The sequence below is a fragment of the Nostoc sp. genome, from assembly GCF_036919675.1.
In the GTDB taxonomy this organism is placed as follows: domain Bacteria; phylum Cyanobacteriota; class Cyanobacteriia; order Cyanobacteriales; family Nostocaceae; genus Nostoc.
In genome coordinates this window covers 62,483-83,192 of record NZ_JBALCP010000129.1, presented here as the reverse complement: position 1 = coordinate 83,192, position 20,710 = coordinate 62,483, and the positions used below count along the sequence as shown (strand labels likewise).

17 protein-coding genes and 1 pseudogene are annotated in these 20,710 nt (G+C 39.1%); 10 read left to right on the top strand and 8 right to left on the bottom strand.

What is annotated here, in order from left to right; translation table 11 throughout:
- Positions 1 to 131: 131 nt before the first annotated feature.
- The 5 genes and pseudogenes from V7K49_RS28610 to V7K49_RS28590 all read left to right on the top strand — a co-directional run bounded on the left by V7K49_RS28610 (position 132) and on the right by V7K49_RS28590 (position 3,489).
- Complete coding sequence (locus tag V7K49_RS28610; RefSeq protein WP_194198769.1) at positions 132 to 305, top strand: hypothetical protein; 174 nt, start codon at positions 132 to 134, stop codon at positions 303 to 305.
- On the top strand, positions 302 to 2,374 hold the full coding sequence (locus V7K49_RS28605) for an AAA family ATPase (RefSeq protein WP_335208638.1): 2,073 nt from the start codon (positions 302 to 304) through the stop codon (positions 2,372 to 2,374). The genes V7K49_RS28610 and V7K49_RS28605 overlap by 4 nt, the downstream gene beginning before the upstream one ends.
- An 11-nt stretch (positions 2,375 to 2,385) precedes the next feature.
- Positions 2,386 to 2,628 (top strand): annotated as a pseudogene (locus V7K49_RS28600) (Uma2 family endonuclease); the annotation flags it as partial.
- A gap of 46 nt (positions 2,629 to 2,674) precedes the next feature.
- Positions 2,675 to 2,929, top strand: coding sequence for a hypothetical protein (locus tag V7K49_RS28595; protein ID WP_335208636.1), 255 nt, complete (start codon positions 2,675 to 2,677; stop codon positions 2,927 to 2,929).
- A gap of 98 nt (positions 2,930 to 3,027) precedes the next feature.
- Positions 3,028 to 3,489: a DNA phosphorothioation-associated protein 4 gene (locus V7K49_RS28590; protein ID WP_334971661.1), complete on the top strand. Its 462-nt coding sequence runs from the start codon at positions 3,028 to 3,030 to the stop codon at positions 3,487 to 3,489.
- A 29-nt stretch (positions 3,490 to 3,518) separates the two neighbouring features.
- Here V7K49_RS28590 and V7K49_RS28585 read toward each other — a convergent pair whose 3' ends face one another.
- Complete coding sequence (locus V7K49_RS28585; RefSeq protein ID WP_335208634.1) at positions 3,519 to 4,709, bottom strand: DNA sulfur modification protein DndB; 1,191 nt, start codon at positions 4,707 to 4,709, stop codon at positions 3,519 to 3,521.
- A 105-nt stretch (positions 4,710 to 4,814) separates the two neighbouring features.
- Positions 4,815 to 6,416, bottom strand: a complete 1,602-nt coding sequence (locus V7K49_RS28580; protein ID WP_335208633.1) for a DGQHR domain-containing protein — start codon at positions 6,414 to 6,416, stop codon at positions 4,815 to 4,817.
- Positions 6,417 to 6,662: 246 nt separating this feature from the next.
- Between V7K49_RS28580 and dndC the strand changes: the two genes are divergently transcribed.
- From dndC to dndD, 3 genes are all read left to right on the top strand, one after another.
- Positions 6,663 to 8,288, top strand: a complete 1,626-nt coding sequence (dndC, locus tag V7K49_RS28575) for a DNA phosphorothioation system sulfurtransferase DndC (RefSeq protein WP_335208631.1) — start codon at positions 6,663 to 6,665, stop codon at positions 8,286 to 8,288.
- A 169-nt stretch (positions 8,289 to 8,457) separates the two neighbouring features.
- Entirely contained in the window at positions 8,458 to 8,871 is a 414-nt protein-coding gene (tnpA, locus tag V7K49_RS28570; protein WP_335208629.1) for an IS200/IS605 family transposase, read from the top strand.
- Between the two features lie 145 nt (positions 8,872 to 9,016).
- Positions 9,017 to 11,005 (top strand): DNA sulfur modification protein DndD, encoded by a 1,989-nt coding sequence (gene dndD / locus V7K49_RS28565; RefSeq protein WP_335208627.1) that lies wholly within the window; start codon positions 9,017 to 9,019, stop codon positions 11,003 to 11,005.
- Positions 11,006 to 11,027: 22 nt separating this feature from the next.
- On the opposite strand, the gene brxL is transcribed toward dndD, so the two are convergent.
- The 6 genes from brxL to V7K49_RS28535 are packed head-to-tail and all read right to left on the bottom strand — an operon-like array spanning position 11,028 to position 18,345.
- The gene (gene brxL, locus V7K49_RS28560; protein WP_335208626.1) at positions 11,028 to 12,476 is read right to left on the bottom strand and encodes a BREX system Lon protease-like protein BrxL; all 1,449 of its coding nucleotides are present in this window, start codon (positions 12,474 to 12,476) and stop codon (positions 11,028 to 11,030) included.
- A complete protein-coding gene (locus tag V7K49_RS28555; RefSeq protein ID WP_335208625.1) occupies positions 12,448 to 14,166 on the bottom strand; it encodes a hypothetical protein in 1,719 nt (572 codons plus the stop codon). The genes brxL and V7K49_RS28555 overlap by 29 nt, the downstream gene beginning before the upstream one ends.
- Positions 14,167 to 14,913, bottom strand: a complete 747-nt coding sequence (locus tag V7K49_RS28550) for a hypothetical protein (RefSeq protein ID WP_335208623.1) — start codon at positions 14,911 to 14,913, stop codon at positions 14,167 to 14,169. It abuts the gene before it with no gap.
- A 21-nt stretch (positions 14,914 to 14,934) separates the two neighbouring features.
- On the bottom strand, positions 14,935 to 17,058 hold the full coding sequence (locus V7K49_RS28545) for a hypothetical protein (RefSeq protein WP_335208621.1): 2,124 nt from the start codon (positions 17,056 to 17,058) through the stop codon (positions 14,935 to 14,937).
- 32 nt (positions 17,059 to 17,090) lie between these two features.
- A complete protein-coding gene (locus tag V7K49_RS28540; protein ID WP_335208620.1) occupies positions 17,091 to 17,531 on the bottom strand; it encodes a hypothetical protein in 441 nt (146 codons plus the stop codon).
- Complete coding sequence (locus V7K49_RS28535; protein WP_335208619.1) at positions 17,521 to 18,345, bottom strand: DUF4007 family protein; 825 nt, start codon at positions 18,343 to 18,345, stop codon at positions 17,521 to 17,523. Before V7K49_RS28535 ends, V7K49_RS28540 begins: the two co-directional genes overlap by 11 nt.
- 447 nt (positions 18,346 to 18,792) lie before the next feature.
- Here V7K49_RS28535 and dndE point away from each other — a divergent pair, with 447 nt between their 5' ends.
- Both dndE and V7K49_RS28525 read left to right on the top strand, forming a co-directional pair.
- Positions 18,793 to 19,179, top strand: coding sequence for a DNA sulfur modification protein DndE (gene dndE, locus V7K49_RS28530; protein WP_334872271.1), 387 nt, complete (start codon positions 18,793 to 18,795; stop codon positions 19,177 to 19,179).
- A gap of 51 nt (positions 19,180 to 19,230) precedes the next feature.
- A complete protein-coding gene (locus V7K49_RS28525) occupies positions 19,231 to 20,688 on the top strand; it encodes a DNA phosphorothioation-associated putative methyltransferase (protein WP_335208618.1) in 1,458 nt (485 codons plus the stop codon).
- Positions 20,689 to 20,710: the final 22 nt, after the last annotated feature.

Genomic DNA, 20,710 nt, shown 5'->3' with positions numbered 1-20,710 from the left:
CGATTAAACAATAAAGTGTTTTTTCAAAGAAAATTAGGATTTTAAAGATAACGCAAACAGTGGCTTTACAGAGGCGAAGGCAGCACTAGAGAAAGTTAAAATATAGAAAACAGTATATTTCAAAATTTAATATGTCACAAGAGGCGAATATCGACGATGTACAGGAGCCAATAACCAGCGCTCCACCAGAAGTACGGCAAATTATTGAGCGGGTATGGAAGCTGGAAAAAGGCAGGCTAGATAAGAAGATTAACACCCATATAAATGATAATATTTTGGACATTATTAAGGAAGAGGTGCGATGAAGCTGACTTCAATCAAGCTATGCAACTTTCGCTCCTTTTATGGTACGACACCAGAGATGATGCTGGCTGGGGGAGATGCTCAGAATACGACAATTATTCATGGCAATAATGGATCTGGTAAAACTAGCTTGCTGAATGCCTTTACGTGGGTACTGTATGATAAATTTAGTGCAGCGTTTGCATCGATAGAGCAGTTGGTAAATAAGCGAGCGATCGCAGAAAATCAAAAAGGTCAAGCTGTAGAATGTTGGGTAGAAATTGGCTGGGAACATGAAGGTAAACGCTATCGAGTTAAACGCGCCTGTCGGGGTTACAAAAATGAAAGTGACTTTGATGCAGGCAAAACTCAATTAACTATGTGGGTTAGTGGGGATGATGGTAAATGGAATATACCAAATCAGCAACCAGACGATATAATCAATCAAATTTTACCGGCTACTTTACATCAATATTTTTTCTTTGACGGCGAACGAATTGAAGAAATAGTCCGTTCTGACAAAAAAGCTGAAATTGCCGAAGCTACAAAAATTTTCTTGGGTGTGGAAGTAATCAACCGTTCCATCAGACATTTGGGAGATGCTAAAAAAACTCTAGAAAATGAGTTAAAAGCTATTGGTGATTCTGAAACTAAACAACTGTTACGACAGCAAGAAAAAATAGAGCGAGAGCGTGAACACATTACCAAACGGCAAACGGAAATTAAAGAAGAGTTAGAATATCAACAAACTTTTAAAAAAGAGACAAGTAACCGTTTACGAGAATTGAGTGCTGCTAAGCAATTGCAAGAAAGATGGCAGGATTTAGAATCACAGAAAGCGGCGAATCAAGAAGAATATAAAAAAACCAAGGAAGCGCTGAAAAAAGTTATTTCCGCGCGGGGTTATACCGTTTTACTCTCAGAAACTACAGCACAGTTCCGAGAAATTATCAATGATTTGAAGCAGCGCGGCGAGTTAACATCAGGAATATCGCGGGAATTTGTGAATGATTTACTCAATTCTCAGCGCTGTATTTGTGGCGCAGAATTACACGAGGGTAATCATTCTTATACTCATGTGACTACTTGGTTAAATAGAGCAGGTTCCTCAGCGGTGGAAGAAACTGCAATTCGCATGAGCGCACAAGTAGATGAAATTGATAAGCAAGCGATAGGATTTTGGGAAGAAGTTGATAGAGAACAAACTAGGATTAATCAGTTAAGGCAAAGTATATCTCAAATTGAAGGCGATTTAGACAATATTCAAGAACGGTTACGAAAAGATGCTAATGAAGAAATTAGCAGTTTACAAAAACGGTTAGATGAAATTGAAAGTAAAATTGATGAATTGAATCGAGAACAGGGTGCAAATCAGCAGCAAATTGCTCAACTCACAACTGAAATTGAAGGTTTAAATAAACAAATCGCCAAACAAAAGCTGAATGAAGACAAGCAAACTTTAGCACAGCGACGAATTAACGCCACTCAAGATGCAATCGAACGCTTAACAGAAGTCCGAAATCGTCAAGAGCAACAATTTCGCCTACAACTAGAAAAGCGAGTCCAAGAAATATTCACAGAGATTTCTATAACTCCATACATTCCTAGAATTAGCGATAAATATGAACTGACATTAGTAGAAAATACCACAGGTGTAGAAGCACCAGTTGCAGCATCCACTGGGGAAAATCAGATTCTCAGTTTATCTTTTATTGCCAGCATCATTGACAAAGTACGGGAATGGAGTGAGAAGCGAAAAATGATGATGATTCCCGATAGTAGCACTTTTCCAATTGTCATGGATTCACCCTTCGGTAGTTTGGATGAAAGTTCGCGGCGACATATTGCTAAAACAATTCCCCAATTAGCGAATCAGTTGATAGTTTTAGTTACTAAGACTCAGTGGCGGGGTGAAGTAGAAGTAGAAATGGCAGACAGAATCGGTAGAGAATATGTGCTTACGTATTATTCATCTAAGCCGGATTGCGAACAAGATTATATTGAGTTGGCTGGGGAAAGATATCCTTTGGTGAAACAAAGTCCGAATGAGTATGAATATACTGAAATTATCGCAGTTGAACGTAATGTTTAAAGGATGAAGTTATGGTTGCGAGTCCCGGAAAGTATATGACTCCCCAGGAATACTTGGAATGGGAAGAACACCAAGATATTAAATACGAATATATCAATGGTGAAGTTTTCGCGATGACTGGGGGTACTATTCCCTATACTACTATTGCTCTCAATTTGGCTTCGGCGTTAAAAAGCCACTTACGAGGGGGTTCGTGTCGCGCTTTTATGGCGGATGCAAAAGTAGGTGTATCTGAAAACGGGCCATTTCACTTTTTATACTGGCAAACCTACAGGTGGGAAGTTCCTTAATGGTGCGCCTGTGTTTGCTGCTGAGGTGAGAAGTGAAAATGATTATGGTGAGACAGCAGAGAAAGATATGGCTAGCAAACGCCGTGATTCTTTTGCAGCGGGTACTTTGGTAGTTTGGGATGTGGATGTACTCAAAGAGGAAGTTATCAGAGTATATCGCGCTAGTAACCCTGAACAACTGCAAGTATATCGCCGTGGTGAGGTGGCGGAGGCTGAACCCGCAGTGCCAGGATGGACTATGTTAGTGGATAATTTGTTTGTTTAGCGATCGCCTACATACTATTATAAAATAATACCTTGTAAAGTGCGTAGGCATCGCTTTTGGCTTTCGGGTAATATAGCAACAATGTAGATATTAATATAATGGCTGCAAATAGAATCAGGGTTGCTAAAGATAAGGCTGAGTTTGTGAAATCTCTAGTAGCATCAAAAGACACAACTGGGCCTTTTCAGACTTATGTAGAAGTTATGGTATTTGCAGCAGCATTGGGCGTTAAATATAAAAAGCGCATTCCTTTAGACGTAATTTCTAAAGATTTATCCCCACTGCGACAAGATTATTTTACTAGCAGCTTCACTCTGTTAATTAATTTGTTAGCTATCACCGAAACAGAGAACATTAAGATTCTAGATGATGATAATGTAGCTGATGAGCAACGTATTCACATTTTTGAAGAGTATGCTAATGGTGGTTTAGAAATTATACAAAATGAACTGCGTGGGGCAGTAGACTATTCAGAGCGACTTTTCTTATTTCTTAGTTATGAAAAAACGAATACAGAGCAAAAAGATGAGGAATTTGACCTAACAAAATTCCTCTCTTAGTCTTGAAGTAATGCTTAAAATCAAAAACGTTACATCCACCCCAGTGTAATTTTTACTGTTTTGACTGCATTTGTTACTGCACTAACAGTAGCAGATATTTTATAAGGCTTGTCTGGATTTTTAGGTTGGGTATCTATTCTAACTACATTATCCTTCCAAAGTTGGTTTTCTCTTGACCAATCTAGCTGTGCTAATTGTGAAATTTTTTCTTCATTAAAATAATTGTTTTCTGGATGGTATATATAGTGCAATAAACGCCCTAAAACTTCCAGCCCCACACTTACACCTAGAATACAATCTTCTTTAAATGCAGCTACTTCATCTATTGTTAGTTCTTCAACAGTTGTATCAGCAATATACTCAGTGTTACTGCATTCTGAGAAAAATCGATTAAGACAAACAACCAAAGCATCAGATGCTTGATAAACATCATAATCTCGAAGCTGATTGCTTGGATCGTTAGTAAAAGCGCAACTTACAAACCTAGCTATAAAATTAGTTGTGTAAATCAGCCTATCTTTAGTTGCAGGACTTGCTTTAATCTTTTCTGTCTTATCCAGAAACATTGGTACTCGTTTTATTAATTCTTTAGTAATACCAACTCGGCCAGAGAACTCACCAAATGATAATAATAATGATTTATCTAGTTGTTTGGTTTGAGCCATATCTCTGAAATCTGCCTGACACTGTTGAAAGTCACCCTCTAAAACTAGAGTGATCCCAAAATCATCATCGCTGATTAAGTTGCTTTCACCACTTTCTATTAATTCGTGAATTGCACGTTCACGATGTTGTCCATCGGTTATATCTAACTTGACTCTACGAGGAATTACAACCAGACAAATGCCCCTCCCCAATTCAAGAATTGTTATGTCTTTTGGGGCTACATTAGCAGTCAAACTTCCTACAATCCAAGGTTTTTCTTTTCGAGAACGGTCAACAATATATTTTTTAATTTCATCAGCATGACCTTTAACCACTGGGCGATTTTTACCAGAATCAGGATCATTCCCAGTGGATGGTTTAGCTTGGAGAAGACCAGAAAAGTCACTTGCAGGTACATTAATTTGCAGCATTGTCCGCTTTCCCTGCTGAAAAATTAGCCCTGGATAGCAGCGATCGCGATGATATTGTGAGAAAAATGGCTCAATAAAGGAGCTAAACTGAGCTTTCATCTGAGGAGAAATGCTATTATTACTATCCTCAATTGGTTGAGCCATATAAATACCTAATATAAATTAGTAGATGTTAGCAAACATGATATGCAACCCTTATGGACTATAGCATCGGTAAAAACCACAGTGCAAAATATCTATCTAATTATGCTAGTTCAAAATATGTGGTAGTCCTACCTCCTTGAGTTCAACAAACTTGCCATCAAAACCTATAGTTTTATCTTCCACAGTCCTAGCATCCGCTAAAGCCTTACGAAGTTCAGCACGTTCCATCTGTTCCTGAATTCCACCGAGGATGTAAACTAATAACTTCGCCGCCAAATCTCGTCCAGCAACCTGCACCCGCTTTTTATTTGGGTCATACAAAACCCCATACCAGAGAGATTGGGGATATTCCATACCACTAAAACCACCTTGCTGGTCAAACTTCCGCAGTTTCTTAAAAATATCTGCTAGGGAAAAACCTTTTTTAAAAACCAAAATTCCCAAAGCTTGCGCTAATGCAACCTGAGCAACCGGACGGAAAAGCATATTTCCTTCACCTCCATCCTTTTCAAAGCTGAAGCGTCGTAAAGCTGGTGTATCCTCGTGTTCTAAAATTTTATAACTAGAAAGACTAGCTAAAGAATCAAATAGCTTGCTGAATTCCTTAATTCCCTGCTCAAGTTCTTCATCCTCTGGACGCATGGGAATTAGACCTTTCTCCAAGGGTTTCCAGTGAGGGAACTTTTGACCCAAATATCGCTCAGACATATCTTGCAGAGCTTGCAAAGTCGTTAAAACTGTAGAATTGGAAGCCACTGTTGCACTATTCCAATTGACGCGGGGATTGCGCTCTTGTCGTTGTTCTAATAGTGGATGTGTAACTGCAATTTTTCTAGCAACGATCGCAAAACCATCATCTTCATTCAACTGTGTTAGTTGCCCTTTAGTCAAGGGTGCAGCCATCAGGTTGACATGAACAAAAATCGATCTCACCCTCCGCCTCGCTTGGGTGCGAGTTTCCCCAGCCGCTACCGCACAGATGAACTCAATACCAATTTTTTCCTTGGGTAAATTTTGTAAATAAGCAAGGTCTACTTGGTACTTTTCTATCAAATCATTAACTGTAATAAAACTGTCATCAACACCTTTATCTTTTTTATAGCGCTGGAGTTTACGAGTTTTAATTAACTCCATCAACCCCTGAACCCCCATTAATCGGTGTTGTCCATCTAGCGCATAAATGGTTACATCATCCTCAGAAATATTTAGCACACCTACCTTACCGTCTTTATCTAGGGGTATAAAATCAGTCGTAGACTTGGTGGCGCGTCCTTCACTATCCCACTCAGCAGCTTTAGGATTATCCACCCACGGTTGATTAATCACCACCAACACCGGCGGAAACTTATGGTTGTGTCGAGCCGCTAAATACTGGACTAGCGGTGCTTGACGTGACCAATCAAGGGGACGCTGCTGAATTTCATCAATACTATCCGCGTCAATCTCGACATTATCAGTCTCTGGATTATACTTTTTTTGAAACAGAGGTAAGCCAGAGGCAAAGTGAACCCGACCTGCAAACCATTCCAGTGTAACAGAGCTAACATAAGCCTCTGTACCACCCATCTCGGTTTTTTGAACGAGAATCTGATCTTTTCTCCCTAAAAACTTCTCCAAGAGTAAAGCTAGTACCTGTTTTTCCTTGTTTTCTCGTTCCAGATATTCTCTAGTGATGTCAGCAGTTGGGTCAGATGCACTATCTTTCATGTTAAATTTTAAAAACAGAATAGTATTATGTAGTTCAATTATCCAAAAAATTGGATATTAGTAGTAAAGTTTTTAAAAACTGTTTTTTCAACCCACGGATGTGGGTTTTGTCTGTGTAGCCGCGAATTCTATTCGCCCTATTCGCTTTTCTTCAATCCACAGAAGTGGGCTTTGTATGTGTAGCCGCGAATTCCATTCGCCCTATTCGCCCGGATATTACGCCAGTGTTTCCAGAGATAAGGAGAAATGACTACAGCACAACAACCAGAAAATAAAGTTCAGCAAGCACGTACTGTAGCAGAGTTAGTGGACTATATCCAAGCTCTCACCATTGAAATTCAAGAATTGTATTGTTTAGATGAGATTCCTTGGGTTTTGGGCGTGTCTTGGGGAAAAGATTCTAGTACAGTATTGCAGCTTGTGTGGAATGCGATCGCTGGTCTTCCTCCAGAAAAAAGAACTAAAACGGTCTATGTAATTACAACAGATACTCAAGTAGAAAATCCTGTAGTGTCTGCTTGGGTTCGCAAATCCTTGCAGAATCTCAAGGTAGCTGCTAAAAAACAGGGGATGCCAATTGATCCACATCTACTACAACCAGTAATTGAAGATACATTTTGGGTAAATCTTATTGGTAAGGGATATCCAGCACCTCGTAACCAGTTTCGCTGGTGTACACCACGTTTGAAAATTAATCCTGCTAATCAATTCATCCGTGAAATAGTTAGAGCTAACGGTGAAACAATTCTCGTATTGGGTACTCGCAAAGCAGAAAGCTCCAAACGTGCTGCCACAATGAAAAAACATCAAATTGATAGAGTACGAGATCGCCTGAGTCCTAATGCCAGCCTACCTAACTCTCTAATCTATACTCCCATTGAAGATTGGAGTAATAATGATGTCTGGATATACCTAAATCAGTGTGATAATCCTTGGGGACAAAGCAATAAAGAATTATTTGCTATGTATCGAGGTGCAACAGCCGATAATGAATGTCCACTAGTTGTTGATACTTCTACTCCTAGCTGTGGTGATTCCCGATTTGGCTGCTGGGTTTGCACACTAGTGAATAAGGATAAATCAATGGAGGCGATGATCCAAAATGATGAAGAAAAAGAATGGATGCAGCCATTATTAGATATCCGTAACGAACTAGATATTAAAGATGACCGAGACAAAAGAGACTTTAGAAGAATCTGGGGAGATGTTCAACTATTTGAACGCAATAAGAACGGGGAAATCTCTGTTGAACCAATACCTGGCCCCTATACTAAACATTGGCGGGAACATTGGCTAAGACGATTATTAGAAGCGCAAACAAAAACCCGTCGTACAGCACCAGAAAATATGCGCGACATCACCCTAATTACTCTAGAAGAAATGAGCGAAATTCGCCGCATTTGGCTAGAAGACAAACACGAATTTGATGATAGCTTACCCCGGATTTATCAAGAAGTGACTGGCGAAGAATTTCAAGACCCACGTCCTGGCGCTGACTATAGCTTACTAGGTCGTGATGAATGGATAGTATTAGAAGAAATCTGTGAAGGTGACGCGATGCACTTAGAACTTATGGCGAAATTGTTAGACACAGAACGCCAGTATCGCAAAAAGACTCGTCGCGTGGGAATATATGAAACCCTAGAAAAATGTTTTAATACAAGTTCCCGTTCTCCAGAAGATGCGATTAAAAATGCTCGTTTGAAACGCGAATTAAGCGAAGCAGTTAGTCAAGGTGATGTTGCAAAAGTCAAGCAGATGACTTTGGGCGATGTTGCAGCAATTAATGAAGTAGATGAAGGTGAAAGTGAAAGTGATGAACAGGTAACTTGGGCAAGTATGAAATTTTCAAAGAGAAATTCAAAAGAATAGAATAATAGAAGACCGGGCGAATGGAATTCGCGGCTACACAGACGAAACGCACCTGCGTGGGTTGAAGAAAAATGAGAGCAAGTTTTACACAATAATTCAATAATTCAATACTGGGCGATTGGAAATCGCAGCTACACAGACGAAACCCACCTTCGTGGGTTAAAGAGAAATGAGAGCAAGTTTTACGCAATTGTATCTACATTATGTTTGGGCAACCTGGGATAGATTACCCTTAATTACGCCTGATATTCAAAAGGAAGTTTACGGGGCAATTATCCGGGAATCTGAAGAGTTAAAATGTACTGTAATTGCAATTGGTGGTATTGAAGATCATGTACATTTTTTAACAGGTTTTCCATCAACCATCAGTGTCTCTGAATTGGTTAAACAAATTAAGGGAAGTTCTTCCCATTTCATCACCCACGAAATCAAACCGGGTGAGTTTTTCAAATGGCAAGGTAGCTACGCAGCTTTTACAGTTAGCCATGATGCCATTGATAATGTAGCCAATTACATCAGAAACCAATCTACCCACCATAGCCAAAAATCAATTATTCCCACCTGGGAACTAACTCCCAAGTAAACCAACAACTATGTGTTAATTTAGTCCGCGGAGGCGGACTTTGCCTGTGTAGCCGCGAATTCCATTCGCCCGGTATTTGATAAACTTTGCTGCGTAACCTCGAATTTAATTTGCCCGATGTCTTAATAAACTTGCAATTAGATAAATGATATTTCTTGAACTCGTTTTACAAAACTTTGGCCCCTACAGTGGGAAACAGGTAATCAATCTTAACCCAAAAATTGATGAGGAAAACTCACACCCAATTATCCTCTTAGGTGGGATGAATGGCGGCGGAAAAACTACCCTTATGGATGCCATTCGTCTCGCCCTTTATGGCCCCCGCGCCCAATGTTCCACCCGTGGTAATTTAAGTTATAACGATTTTCTCAATCAATGTGTTAATAACAAAATAGATCCCGTTGCAGACACCCGTATTGAATTACTTTTTGAACATATTGAAAACGATAAGCCAATAAAATACCGTGTTGTGCGTAGTTGGACAAAAAATCCTAAAGACGGTAAAGATACATTAGGTATTTTAGGTGACAGTGATACATGGCCTGATGCTTTAGTTAATATCTGGGATGAATATATTGAAAATCTCCTGCCATTGGGTATTTCTAACTTATTTCTCTTTGATGGTGAACAGGTTAAAGAACTTGCAGAACAGGAAACACCACCACCACTTGTAGTAGATGCAATTCGCGGACTTTTAGGACTAGAATTAGCAGACCGTTTAGCAGTTGATTTAGATATTTTAGTTAACCGTAAACTTAAAGAAGTTGGTAATAGTAAAGATTTAGCAAACCTAGAGGAAATTGAAACTAGGTTAACCCAACAGCAAGAAGATTATCAAACAACAGGAGAAAAATTAGAAACTCTCAAAAATCAGGTAGAAGAGTTAGAACAAAAGCAGCAAGAAGCCTTTGATAAATTTATTTCTGAAGGCGGTAAAATTGCAGCAGAACGCAATCAATTAGAACTACAACAAAATACAAAAACTACGAAAATCGAACAAGTACGACAGTCCATGTGTGAATTGGCGGCTGAAGTTTTACCCCTAGCATTAATTCCCAATTTGCTTACTCAGATGCAAGCACAGGGAGAAAAAGAATTTCGCCATCAACAGGTACAAATTTCTAAAGATTTGTTAATTGAGCGAGATCAGCGCTTACTCACTTGGCTAAATCAAGGGGAAATTTCTCCGATACAAGTTGAAAAAATTCAATCATTCCTAGTCCAAGATGTAGATAGTTTATATGCAAAGACTATCCAGATAGAAGCACCTTGGCTATTAGCTGATGATGAAACTTTAAGTCAGCTAGATAATCTCATATATCACTTACAAAATTCTAAAACTTCTGCAAAAGAAAAATTAGCTATTCTCAAAAATAAAGAAGAAGAAATTCATACTCTAGAAAGACAAGTGCAGACAGCAGCAGCACCTGAAGATTATACCAAGCTGCGTCAAGCACTAGAAGCGGCACAAAATCAAGTTGTTGAAGCTAAAGCAAATTACGAAACAATCCGCCGCCGTTTAGCTGAATTAGAAACTATTATTGCCAAGTCCAAAAAAGAATTAAGTGAATATACAGTAGAAAATATTAAACATAAAAATAGCGAACATATTATTACCTCAGCAGCAAAAGTTCAAGACACACTCAAGATTTTTCGTGAAAAATTAACTCTGCGAAAACTCAATAAATTAGAGGAAGAAGTTAAAAATTGCTTCCTTTATCTCCTCCATAAATCAGATTTAGTGCATCGCATCACCATTGATACCAAGACTTTCAGCCTTTCACTTTACGATTTAAATGGTAAACCTGTCCCTAAACATCGCCTCTCTGCTGGCGAAAAACAACTACTTGCGATCGCCTTCCTCTGGGGTTTAGCAAAAGTCTCTGGACACCGCCTACCAGTAGCCATTGATACGCCACTAGGGAGGCTAGACTCTTCCCACCGCAGCAACTTAGTTGAACGTTACTTTCCATCCGCCAGCCACCAAGTAATTCTGCTATCTACCGATACCGAGATTGGAAAGAAAGAAGTAGAAACACTGCGAGAAAACGAAGCGATCGCTCGTGAATACCTGCTCAAATATGACTCCTCCACCCGCCAAACAACAGTAGTAGAAAATCAATATTTTTGGTGATTCTTTTGGTAGGATATAGTATTTACTTTGTCTCCACATAAATTTCTCTACCAAACTGCCTGAATTCATCATCGAGATAATATAGCGAATTTCGGATTGCTTGGCGTAGTTTACAAGCAGGTTCCAGGCAATCACGCTCGTAGTCCATTAATGTTAATTCTAAATGAGGATAGAGAATTTTTAAAAAACCTGATGCTGATTTGAGAATAGCATTTTGGTCACGAATAGTCACATTTTTGGCAAATTGAGTATGCTGTTCTACATAGAACATGAAACGATTGTCTTGGCGTAGAGATAGCAATACTTCACCAAAGAAATCCATTTTTAAACCAACTTGAGAAGCTACCATTTCTCTTTGAAACTTCGGAATTTTCCAACCAGGGACAATACCAGATAATCGGTCTAATAATGCAGTCTCAGCAAAAAACTTGGGGAGGTTAGCAATTAAATTATCTTCATTGCGTGGTTCTAATTGTTCATCTAATTCAATATTAGCTAGCATCACTAACCCGCAGTCACTAGAAATATCTGCAAAACCAGAGCGATTATAACGACCGCTAGCAAGATAATTTTTGAGTGGCCCAATAACCTCTTCAGGATTATCGAAGGTTAAACTTTGAACTTCATCTAGAACCACAACTTCATGACGACCGAGTAAACCAACTTCTTTAGTTCTGCCGTTGATAAACAATTGGGCTGGAGTAACTTTACCACCACTAATTAAAGTAACTTTACTACTGATATTTTCAAAAAAGAAGCTTTTACCAGTACCTTTAGGAGCTAGTTCTATCATATGATAATTAGCTTCAACTAATGGTAATAACCTAGCCAATATCCATGTTTTAGCTTCCTGGTAATAATTGGGATGCTGGGGGTTAAAACCCATTGAGCAAAATATTAAATCCCGCCATTGTTGTGTATTGAATTTTGCCCGACATTCGGCATAGCCTTGTAAATCAACTTGTGAACATTGAAATGGTTCAAAATCCATCACTTCCACTTTGCCATCGGCAAGCATAGCCAGAGTAATTTTGCCCCATATTCCTTGGCGTAGCAGTATTTTATAACGTTCGACAATATCAGTCGCAATCCTACATTCAGTCAAATTTAATACAGGAATTTGTGCCAATGGTTCAGGAATTACTCTTCCTCCCGGTTCTAATTTAATCCGTACCTGCATTAAAGCAATGAGTTTTCGGATTTCCCCTTGAGTGAGATCAAAAATAATTTCATTCCGGTCATCTTTACGTGGAAAGGCTTTTTTAATAAAGCTATTTATTTTTTCTACTTCTATTGATGTAAGTGTTCCTGAACCAGGCACTATTTTATCTAACAACCATTCAGCCACAAAACTAGGCACGCCAATAGAACTTAGTCCACTAGATGGTAGTCTAGTTTTATCAATACAGAGATTTCCGAAAACCTCACGAACCAAATCGTTATTATAGGTTGTTGCTTCCCAAGAATTCATCTATATCAAATCCACTACTATATATTTGGTTAATAATAATTTTGGAGTCAGGAGTCAGGGCAGTGCTTTGAATTTCAGCACAGGCAAATCGAAAAGTTAATTTGCCAGCATCAGCAACCCAAGCAGAATCATTGGGGAACAATTGAGCATATAGGCTCCATTTGGCATACTCTGTTTTAGTGGGCAGGATACTAAACCGAGGCTCAATGGCAGTTTCTACCGCCAGTTTGTAATTATTCGTTAGTAAAGATAAAAGTTCTAGATGATCTAACCATCCTAAGCCATCAACCACAACCCAAAAAATAGGACTTTCTTGACAAAGATTTTGCACTCTTGATGCAACACTGTAGTTGAGGTAGGAATTTTCTACTGATTCTACCTGCATCTGGGGGTAGTGCTGGAGCATCCACTCGACAAAGCTATCCGCCAAACTATCACTTATTCTTGATGCAGAGCAAGGTTGCTTAATAACCTCCCAGCGACGGAAGGGCAGGTAATCTTTTGTTGCCCAAGCTAAAGCTTGCTGAGGAGTAGCATCTAAAGCCAGGGGTTGAGGTGGATGTTGGTTAAAACTTAATTCTTGTTTCTGCTGGAGAATTTGTGATTCTTTTTGTTCATATTCTTGTATTTTATTCCTAAAATTTACTTCTAACTGATAAATTCTCCCTTGAAAGCGGTCAGCATTATAAATATTTAACTCCCGACTAGCAATTATTGCCAAAATATGATTATAACTGGCAATAGAATCACTTTGTTGATAGCGAATTTCCAGACTTTGTATCTGCTCTAGGTCATGCTTTAAACTCTGGATTTGTGGTTGTAGTTCTTGATAGTCTTGGTAATCCGCCGAATCTTGAAAGACAACATCAAGCTTGGCATATTCTGTATTAATAACATCTAATTCTGTGAGATTGTTTACTGACTGTAGTTGAGTACGGAGATTTACCAGACTAGAACGATCGCTAGTGATTTTGTTTTTAATTGACTGCACAATTTCAGCAACTTCATGCTGAAATTTATCAGGGTAATTGAAGCGAGATTGTAAATTTTCAAGTTCTTGAAGCGCTGCTTGAGAAAGATAAATAGTTTTGATTTTTGTTGCAGAATTGCGAATATTCTGCATAATTTGTGTATCTTCGACTTGCTTTTGCCCTTCTTCTGCCTCCTGCCTAATGTCTGTTAATCTGATATTGCTGGTACAGAGGGCATTTTGCAAACTCTCAATTAAGTGGGTAGGCAAGTCTGCAATTTGGGTAATCTGGTCAATAATTCCTTGAATCTCAATTTTATAAGTATTGCAAGCTTGTTCAGTAGATAGTGACTCAACACGCTTGTTTTCTGCTGCTACAAGTTGGTCAATTTTATTACTGACAGTTTGAAATGCTTGAGAGAAGCGATCGCGTTGTTGTTGTGTTGGTAGAATCGAGATATTTGGCGATCGCGATCGCAGTTGGGGGTAAAGTGGTAATAGTGCTGCCAATTGTGCCTCATGAGGTAATTTTTCCACAGCTTGTACTGGTTGTAACCACTTGTCAATTTCAGCAACCGTAGCACTAATCTGCTTTCTATTCTTAGTTAACTCTTCTTTTTCTAACTCATCTGGTTCATTAAACTCTAAAAAAGCAGCAACGACCTCTAGATACTCTTGCGCCTGATCATAATAGTTTATTAGCGATGCCGAAATCGGCATTTATGCTTGTTGGCGGCGAATTAGTTTGGACTTTTGTTTAATAATCCAGTCGTCAACAAATGCGGTGGGGTTTTGGAGAATATCAGTATTACCCCAGTCTTTCAAGGATTGTGTTTTCAACGTCATATTTAACTTTTTAGAACCAAGTTCGATATAACCCCTGAGAGATACTTCTTTGCGGTGGATTGCCAGCCATCCTGCTAGCAACATGGTAAAGTTATACTCGCTATAACCAAAAGGTGGCCCAGAAAGTACTTGCCAAATTGTTTCTAGACCAAAAATATTTTGTGGTAATCCTTCTAAGTCAGTTATTTCAGAAATTTTATCCCAGGCAGCGCGGATTTTTTCATTAGTTGGTTCTTGAACGATATATTTATCAGATGTTTTCTTCAATAGACCCCATAACTTGACAAAAATCTGGTCAATAACAGTACTGTAAGAACGGTCAGGCAGTGTCTGTTGACTGAGATTATCTTCTATAAAGATTTGTTTGGCAGTCCAGCCGACAATTTTTTTACCTGTGAGATGGCCTGAACGCATTTTATCGATTTCATCCACAGGAGGAACCAAGGGATATAAATCTTGTAAAAGTAAACTGATTACCCGTTGCGCTTTGCGTTGTTCAGCAGATGGAATTTTCTCGATTTCCACACAATGATAAGTGCAATTATTTAATAACCTCGTTAACCGTGTGTTTGCTTCTTCTTGCCAACGCTGAAGCTGTTCTTGATAAGCTTTTGCCGACAATCTTTTATCAGCAGCGTCCGTCTATTCAAGAGTTTTTATCTGTAAAATTACACGGGCTAAATTTCCGGTTTCTTCTCTAGGAATAGCAACGGCAATGTAATTTTGAATTGGCGATTTAGATAAATAATTAGCTACAGTATTACGAAACTCTTGTAACTCCTCTTGAGTCTCTGTCAGAACATAAGCTAAAATCCCCTTCTCTTTGATATCTCTCAGAATACGATTGTTCTCTAGAGCTTTAATGAATTTATCAATACTATATATCTTACGTTCAAACCGCCAGTCTTCACTCACTAATTTATTATCTTTGACAAACTGTGTAGCAGTAATTATATTATTAGATGGATGTTCTCTAAGAATATTAATTTTTTCACAATAGGCGACAACATCATTAATAGAGGTTGTTCGGAATCTGATTTTTTCTTCAATTTCTTCTTGAATAACTTTAGGATTAATTCCTTCCCAGAAACGATAAAGCTTAATTTCTGGTCGGTGGTAAATTAAGTCTCTTTCCTTTTCTAGTTTATCTAGTGCTGTCTGGAGTCTCAATTTAGTTAAACCTGTTAAAACTACTAAAATCTCTTGATGTTCTTCTTGGTCTGCTTTGGTAAGTTTTTCTCCACTAGCTTTATATAAAAATAAAGCTTTAATAACCATTAATTCATCGCCATTTTCGGCACCTGCAACCAAATCCACAGCTTTTTTATAGTGATTATAAACCGAGGAATTAGAAAAGTTTTTAATAAAGGTATCTACTAAAGCAATTGGATAAATGTAATTAAGTTTTCCAGCATTTTCTACAGGCTGAATTGCGATAAAGTTTTTGACATAGCCTTTTATAAATTGGATAGCAGTTCGATCTTGGGTAAAGTCAAGGTTGCACAGCAGATATGCCGTCAGAGGATGGAGGGGAAAACAACCCTCAGACAAGTGGGTATAAAACTCTTGGAAAGACCAGCCTTTGTTTTTATAAATTTTAATTCTTCCCTCGTAAGCTGTTTCAGCTTCTCTTGTCAGCGTGTTATGCCATTGAGAACGAAATACTTGCCAAGTAGAGTCATTTTTTGGCAACAATAAGTTTTCTATTACTAGTTCTAAGCTAGAGGTAGGGTTATCGTAGGTAGTGCCATCTTTTGGTGCAAGGCGAGTTGCTATCTTTTGGTACTCTGGTATGGCATTTGCAGAAATCCCCAATGCCCTACCAGGATGAATTTGGGTGAAACTTAGTAAAGCAATTTTCCCTTTGTAGTTTTCACAAATGTTAGTAATATTTTGCAGTGCGGTACCTCCAGCACCTATGTCATCTGCTGCCCAAGATTTCAGATAGTAATTTAGCTCATCAAATAAAATTAAAATCCCTTGGAAGTGGGCATTTTGTCCAGTACAATAATTTTTTAATAGGTCTTCTAGAATTAGTTGAAGATTTACATCAGCACTAAAATCAGGAGTAAATCCCGTGATTTGAAAGGCAAGTTTTTTAACAGACGATAGAACGCCAGAGTTATTTTCTCTGAGTAAGCGAATGAGAGAATTTAAATCACCATCAGGATTACCAATGCTTTTTAGATATTTCTCTGCTTTTGCCCTATTCTCTATATTCAACTTTTCTAAGTAGCTTAGGGGTTCGCTGCATATATCTTGTGCTAAAGAATCCTGAATACCTGCTTCTTCTAGATTTTTGACTAGTTGTTGCAAGAATTGCTTCCTAATGTCACCGCCTTGATCTCCACTAAGACAGATAACCAAATGTTGGTGACGTTGGTTTTGTTTAAAAAGCTTCAATCCTTCAGAGATAGCCTGATTTTTGGCAGATGTCGCCTTTTCTACTTGTGACAAAATCTCTTGTACTTCCTGACTGTGGAAGGGTTTTTTGAAAAAGTTGGCTATAGCGATCGTAAAATGAGACTTCCCCTTACCATATTGTTGAATCATCAAATGGATATTCGGCTGATTTGGACTATGATAGCTACGGCGCACCGCATCCAAAATACCAACCGTCGATAACTCAGGTTTTGTTGAGTCGTAGTTAAAGATAAAACTCTCACACAGAGGCAAATTCTTCTCTAAATCATCCAACATGCCAAAGTTCACAGAACTGGCAATACTACCCTTTTCGTTGATTTCGACAAGTTGGTTGAGGAGCACAATCAATTAAAATAGTAAATGCAAACTGATAATTATCCTGAAGGAATAAGCTTAATTCGCTCTGACGACCAATTTTTGGGTGCTAATTGCTGGGGTAGCAGTATCCACAAAAGTTTTTCTAGCTTGCGAGTCTCTTCCAGTTGCTTCCAAAAAAGGGTAATGTGACTCCCAGATGTAACCTGTAGATAAGTAATCAGACAATCTAACCCTTCCAGTAAAACAACCTGCTTGCTAACCCCAGAACACATTGACTTGATAGCATCCAATTCCAGATCCAGATCATGATGAAGCGTGAGAAAGTTTTCTCCCGGATGAATCCTTTGTAACAAATTTTTTCGGTAGTTGACCCGTTGAGCATTATTGTCAAAAGCGATACGGACTAGTTCGTTTTCGTCAGGTGTGTCCCACAGTAGCAAGTGAATTCTGTCATCGGGCCTGGCATCTCGCAGGCGGAAATCAGCTTTATCCATCATAGGCTTTTTCCAGCAGTGCCAAGGGTTCATCCCAGCGCGGAATCACTTGGAAAGGAGGTACTGCCCGTCGCTGTTCGATGATACCGTAAGCTTCTAGTGCATTTAGCTGTTCTTGTAGTGCGTCTGCTTTGATCCCCAGTACAGCAGCAATTCCCATTTTCTGGTTCAAAATAGACTCTGTAAGAATAGAACCTTCGCCTTTAAAGTCACGTTCCCACAGCTTTGCTAGGAAATATCCCACCAGGTAAGAGTTAGGTAAGTGGGCATTTCCAGCAACATATTTCTCCTGTTCTTGAGTGATAAACTTGCAGGATGCTAAAGCTTGAAACTCAGTGTATGCCCGCAAGATAAATTTGATTCTGTCAGCAATCACTTTGCTTTCTTCTTCAAACTCTGAAGCAATATGATACAATAATTCCTCGCTAGTAAATTTACTATAACGAGGCAAGAACGTATATATCAAGTAAGACCATCCACCCCAATCAGCAGGATTTTCTGGCGTTTGTTGTAGTCCTTTATCACCAAAACTTAAATAAAAGTGCATCAACCAGTCTGTAATATTTGACTCTAAGGCGGAATCTAGTCGCAAGATAATTTCCCCTTCCCGACTAGGGCGATTATTCTTAATTAACCCTGCACGTACTGCCCAACTTTTTACTCGTCCTACTTTGCCATTACCTAAACTTGTTTTCTCCATCAAATTAGGCAAGCTATCATTTAAGCCTTTTTCTTGGGCAGATGCATGAAGAAGTCTATTTATTTCGTCTTTTTTAAAGGCAAAAGACCCATTAAAATGTAATTGCAATCTAGCCATAATATATTTTCTCAATGCGAAGTTTAATTAAATCCATTTTTTTGGTAAGCTGTTGGACATTTAAAAAAGCATTTACCTCGAAGAAAAACTCTTGTAGGGTGGGCATCTTGCCCGCCCTGGTTATGCAAATTAAACGTACATTAGTTTATTAGTTAAATTTACAAAATATCTATAAGATGTTTACTCCCAGCATCTAGACAACTATTAAATTGTATATTATTAACTAGTATATATGCCACTTTAAATGTTGATATTAGTGTGCGTAGACTCACTACAGCAAGCTGCTAAACATCGCTAATTATCTAAACATGATTATTTCTTCCTCTAAGTTATAAAAAAAGGAAGAATTAAGTAGCTAAAATTAATCAATCGGCTGTTAAGTATTGTTAATTATGTGAAAGGATAATGTATAGGATTCCTTTTATTCTTTCCCTTTTACCTTTAGTTATGGAATCACTAATCGAACGTATTCGTCTATCCCAAACAGCCAAAGACCAACTGCTCAAACTCAGACGCAGCACAAAAATCGACCAATGGAATATCTTATGTCGTTGGGCGTTTTGTCGCTCCCTCGCAGAATCAACCGCACCCTCCCCCGTCCCAATTCCCCAAGATAGCAACGTCGAAATGACTTGGCGCGTCTTTGGCGGTGAAATGTCCGATATTCTCCTCCTCGCCCTCAAGCAACGCTGTCACAATGACGGTTATCCCACCGACAAAGAAACTCTCGCCACCCAATTTCGCTTACATTTGCATCGCGGTATTGGTTATTTAGCAGGTGATCCAAATATCAAGAAAATTGAAGATTTAATTGAACTGGCCATTAAAAATTGAAAGGATATTAGTTGATTGTTAACTGTTCACTGTTAACTGACAACTAATATTATGCCTGAAGCGCTAGAAATCGAGCGTCATAGAGCTGCGATCGCTCGCACTGATTTATCTCGCCCTGTGCGATTGGCAATAGAATGGGCAATCCTGAATCAAGACACCACTTTTTTTGACTACGGTTGCGGCTACGGTGGTGATGTCCAGCGAGTAAAAAATTTAGGCTACACCAGTGCAGGCTGGGACCCTTACTACCATCCCGATATACCATGCACCCCCGCTGATGTGGTCAATTTGGGTTACGTCCTCAACGTTATTGAAGATTCAGAGGAACGCCGTCAAAGCCTTCGCCAAGCCTGGGAACTCACGGGGAAAGTTTTAATTGTCGCTGCTCAAATACTGATTAACGCTCCCAGCAAAACCCAGCTTGCTTACAACGATGGCATTGTGACACGCCGCAATACTTTTCAGAAATATTACGAACAAGAAGAACTCAAAACTTATATTGATCAGGTGCTAAATGTAGATGCAGTACCGATAGCGCTAGGCGTTTACTTTGTTTTTCGTGATGAAGGCGAAAAAGAGAGTTACAAAGCTATCCGCTTCTTTTCTACTACTTCTACACCGCGAGTCCGCATCCCCACTAAGCGGTTTGAAGACTATCAAGAACAGCTGCAACCACTCATGGCTTTTTTTACCAAGCGCGGTAGACTACCTGCCAAAGGTGAATTGGAAAATGAACAGGAATTACTGAGTGAATTTAGTAACTTCCGCCGCGCTTTTGGTGTAGTTTTACAAGCTACCGACGAAGCAGAATGGGATGCGATCGCTTACCGTCGTTCTTTGGATATCCAAGTTTATCTCGCCCTCACTCACTTTGATCAACGCCCTGCATGGCAGAAGCTAGCGCCAGAAATGCGTCACGATATCAAAGCCTTTTTTAGTAGCTACGAGGAAGCTTGTCAAGTAGCCGACCAAAAACTTTTCAGTTTAGGCAAATCTGGGGTAATTCAAACTGCGTGCGAAAAAAGCAAAATTGGTAAACATACGCGCGGTGCGCTTTACATCCATGTTTCGGCACTTGCTGCACTTGATCCCGTGCTGCGAATTTGTGAAGGTTGCGCTAGCCGCACCATTGGGCGTGTAGATGGAGCCACATTGATAAAATATCACACTGATCAGCCGCAAATATCATATCTGTGTTACCCTGATTTCGATACTGACCCTCATCCAGCATTAAAAGCTAGTATAACTATTGACTTAAAAACCCTAGTCGTCACTCACCGAGACTATGCAACTAGAGCAAATCCGCCGATTTTGCACCGGAAAGAAACATTTGTTACCAGCTACTACCCTGGTTATGAAGAATTTGCTCAACTCACCCAACAAGAACAGCAATTAGGATTGCTCAATCACAAAAGCGATATCGGTACGCGAGAAGGTTGGGAAAAATGCCTTGCTGCACAAGGGGTAGAAATTAGGGGGCATCAGGTTTATTCAATTAAGGAAAATTAAGAAATAATCACACTGTTAGAGC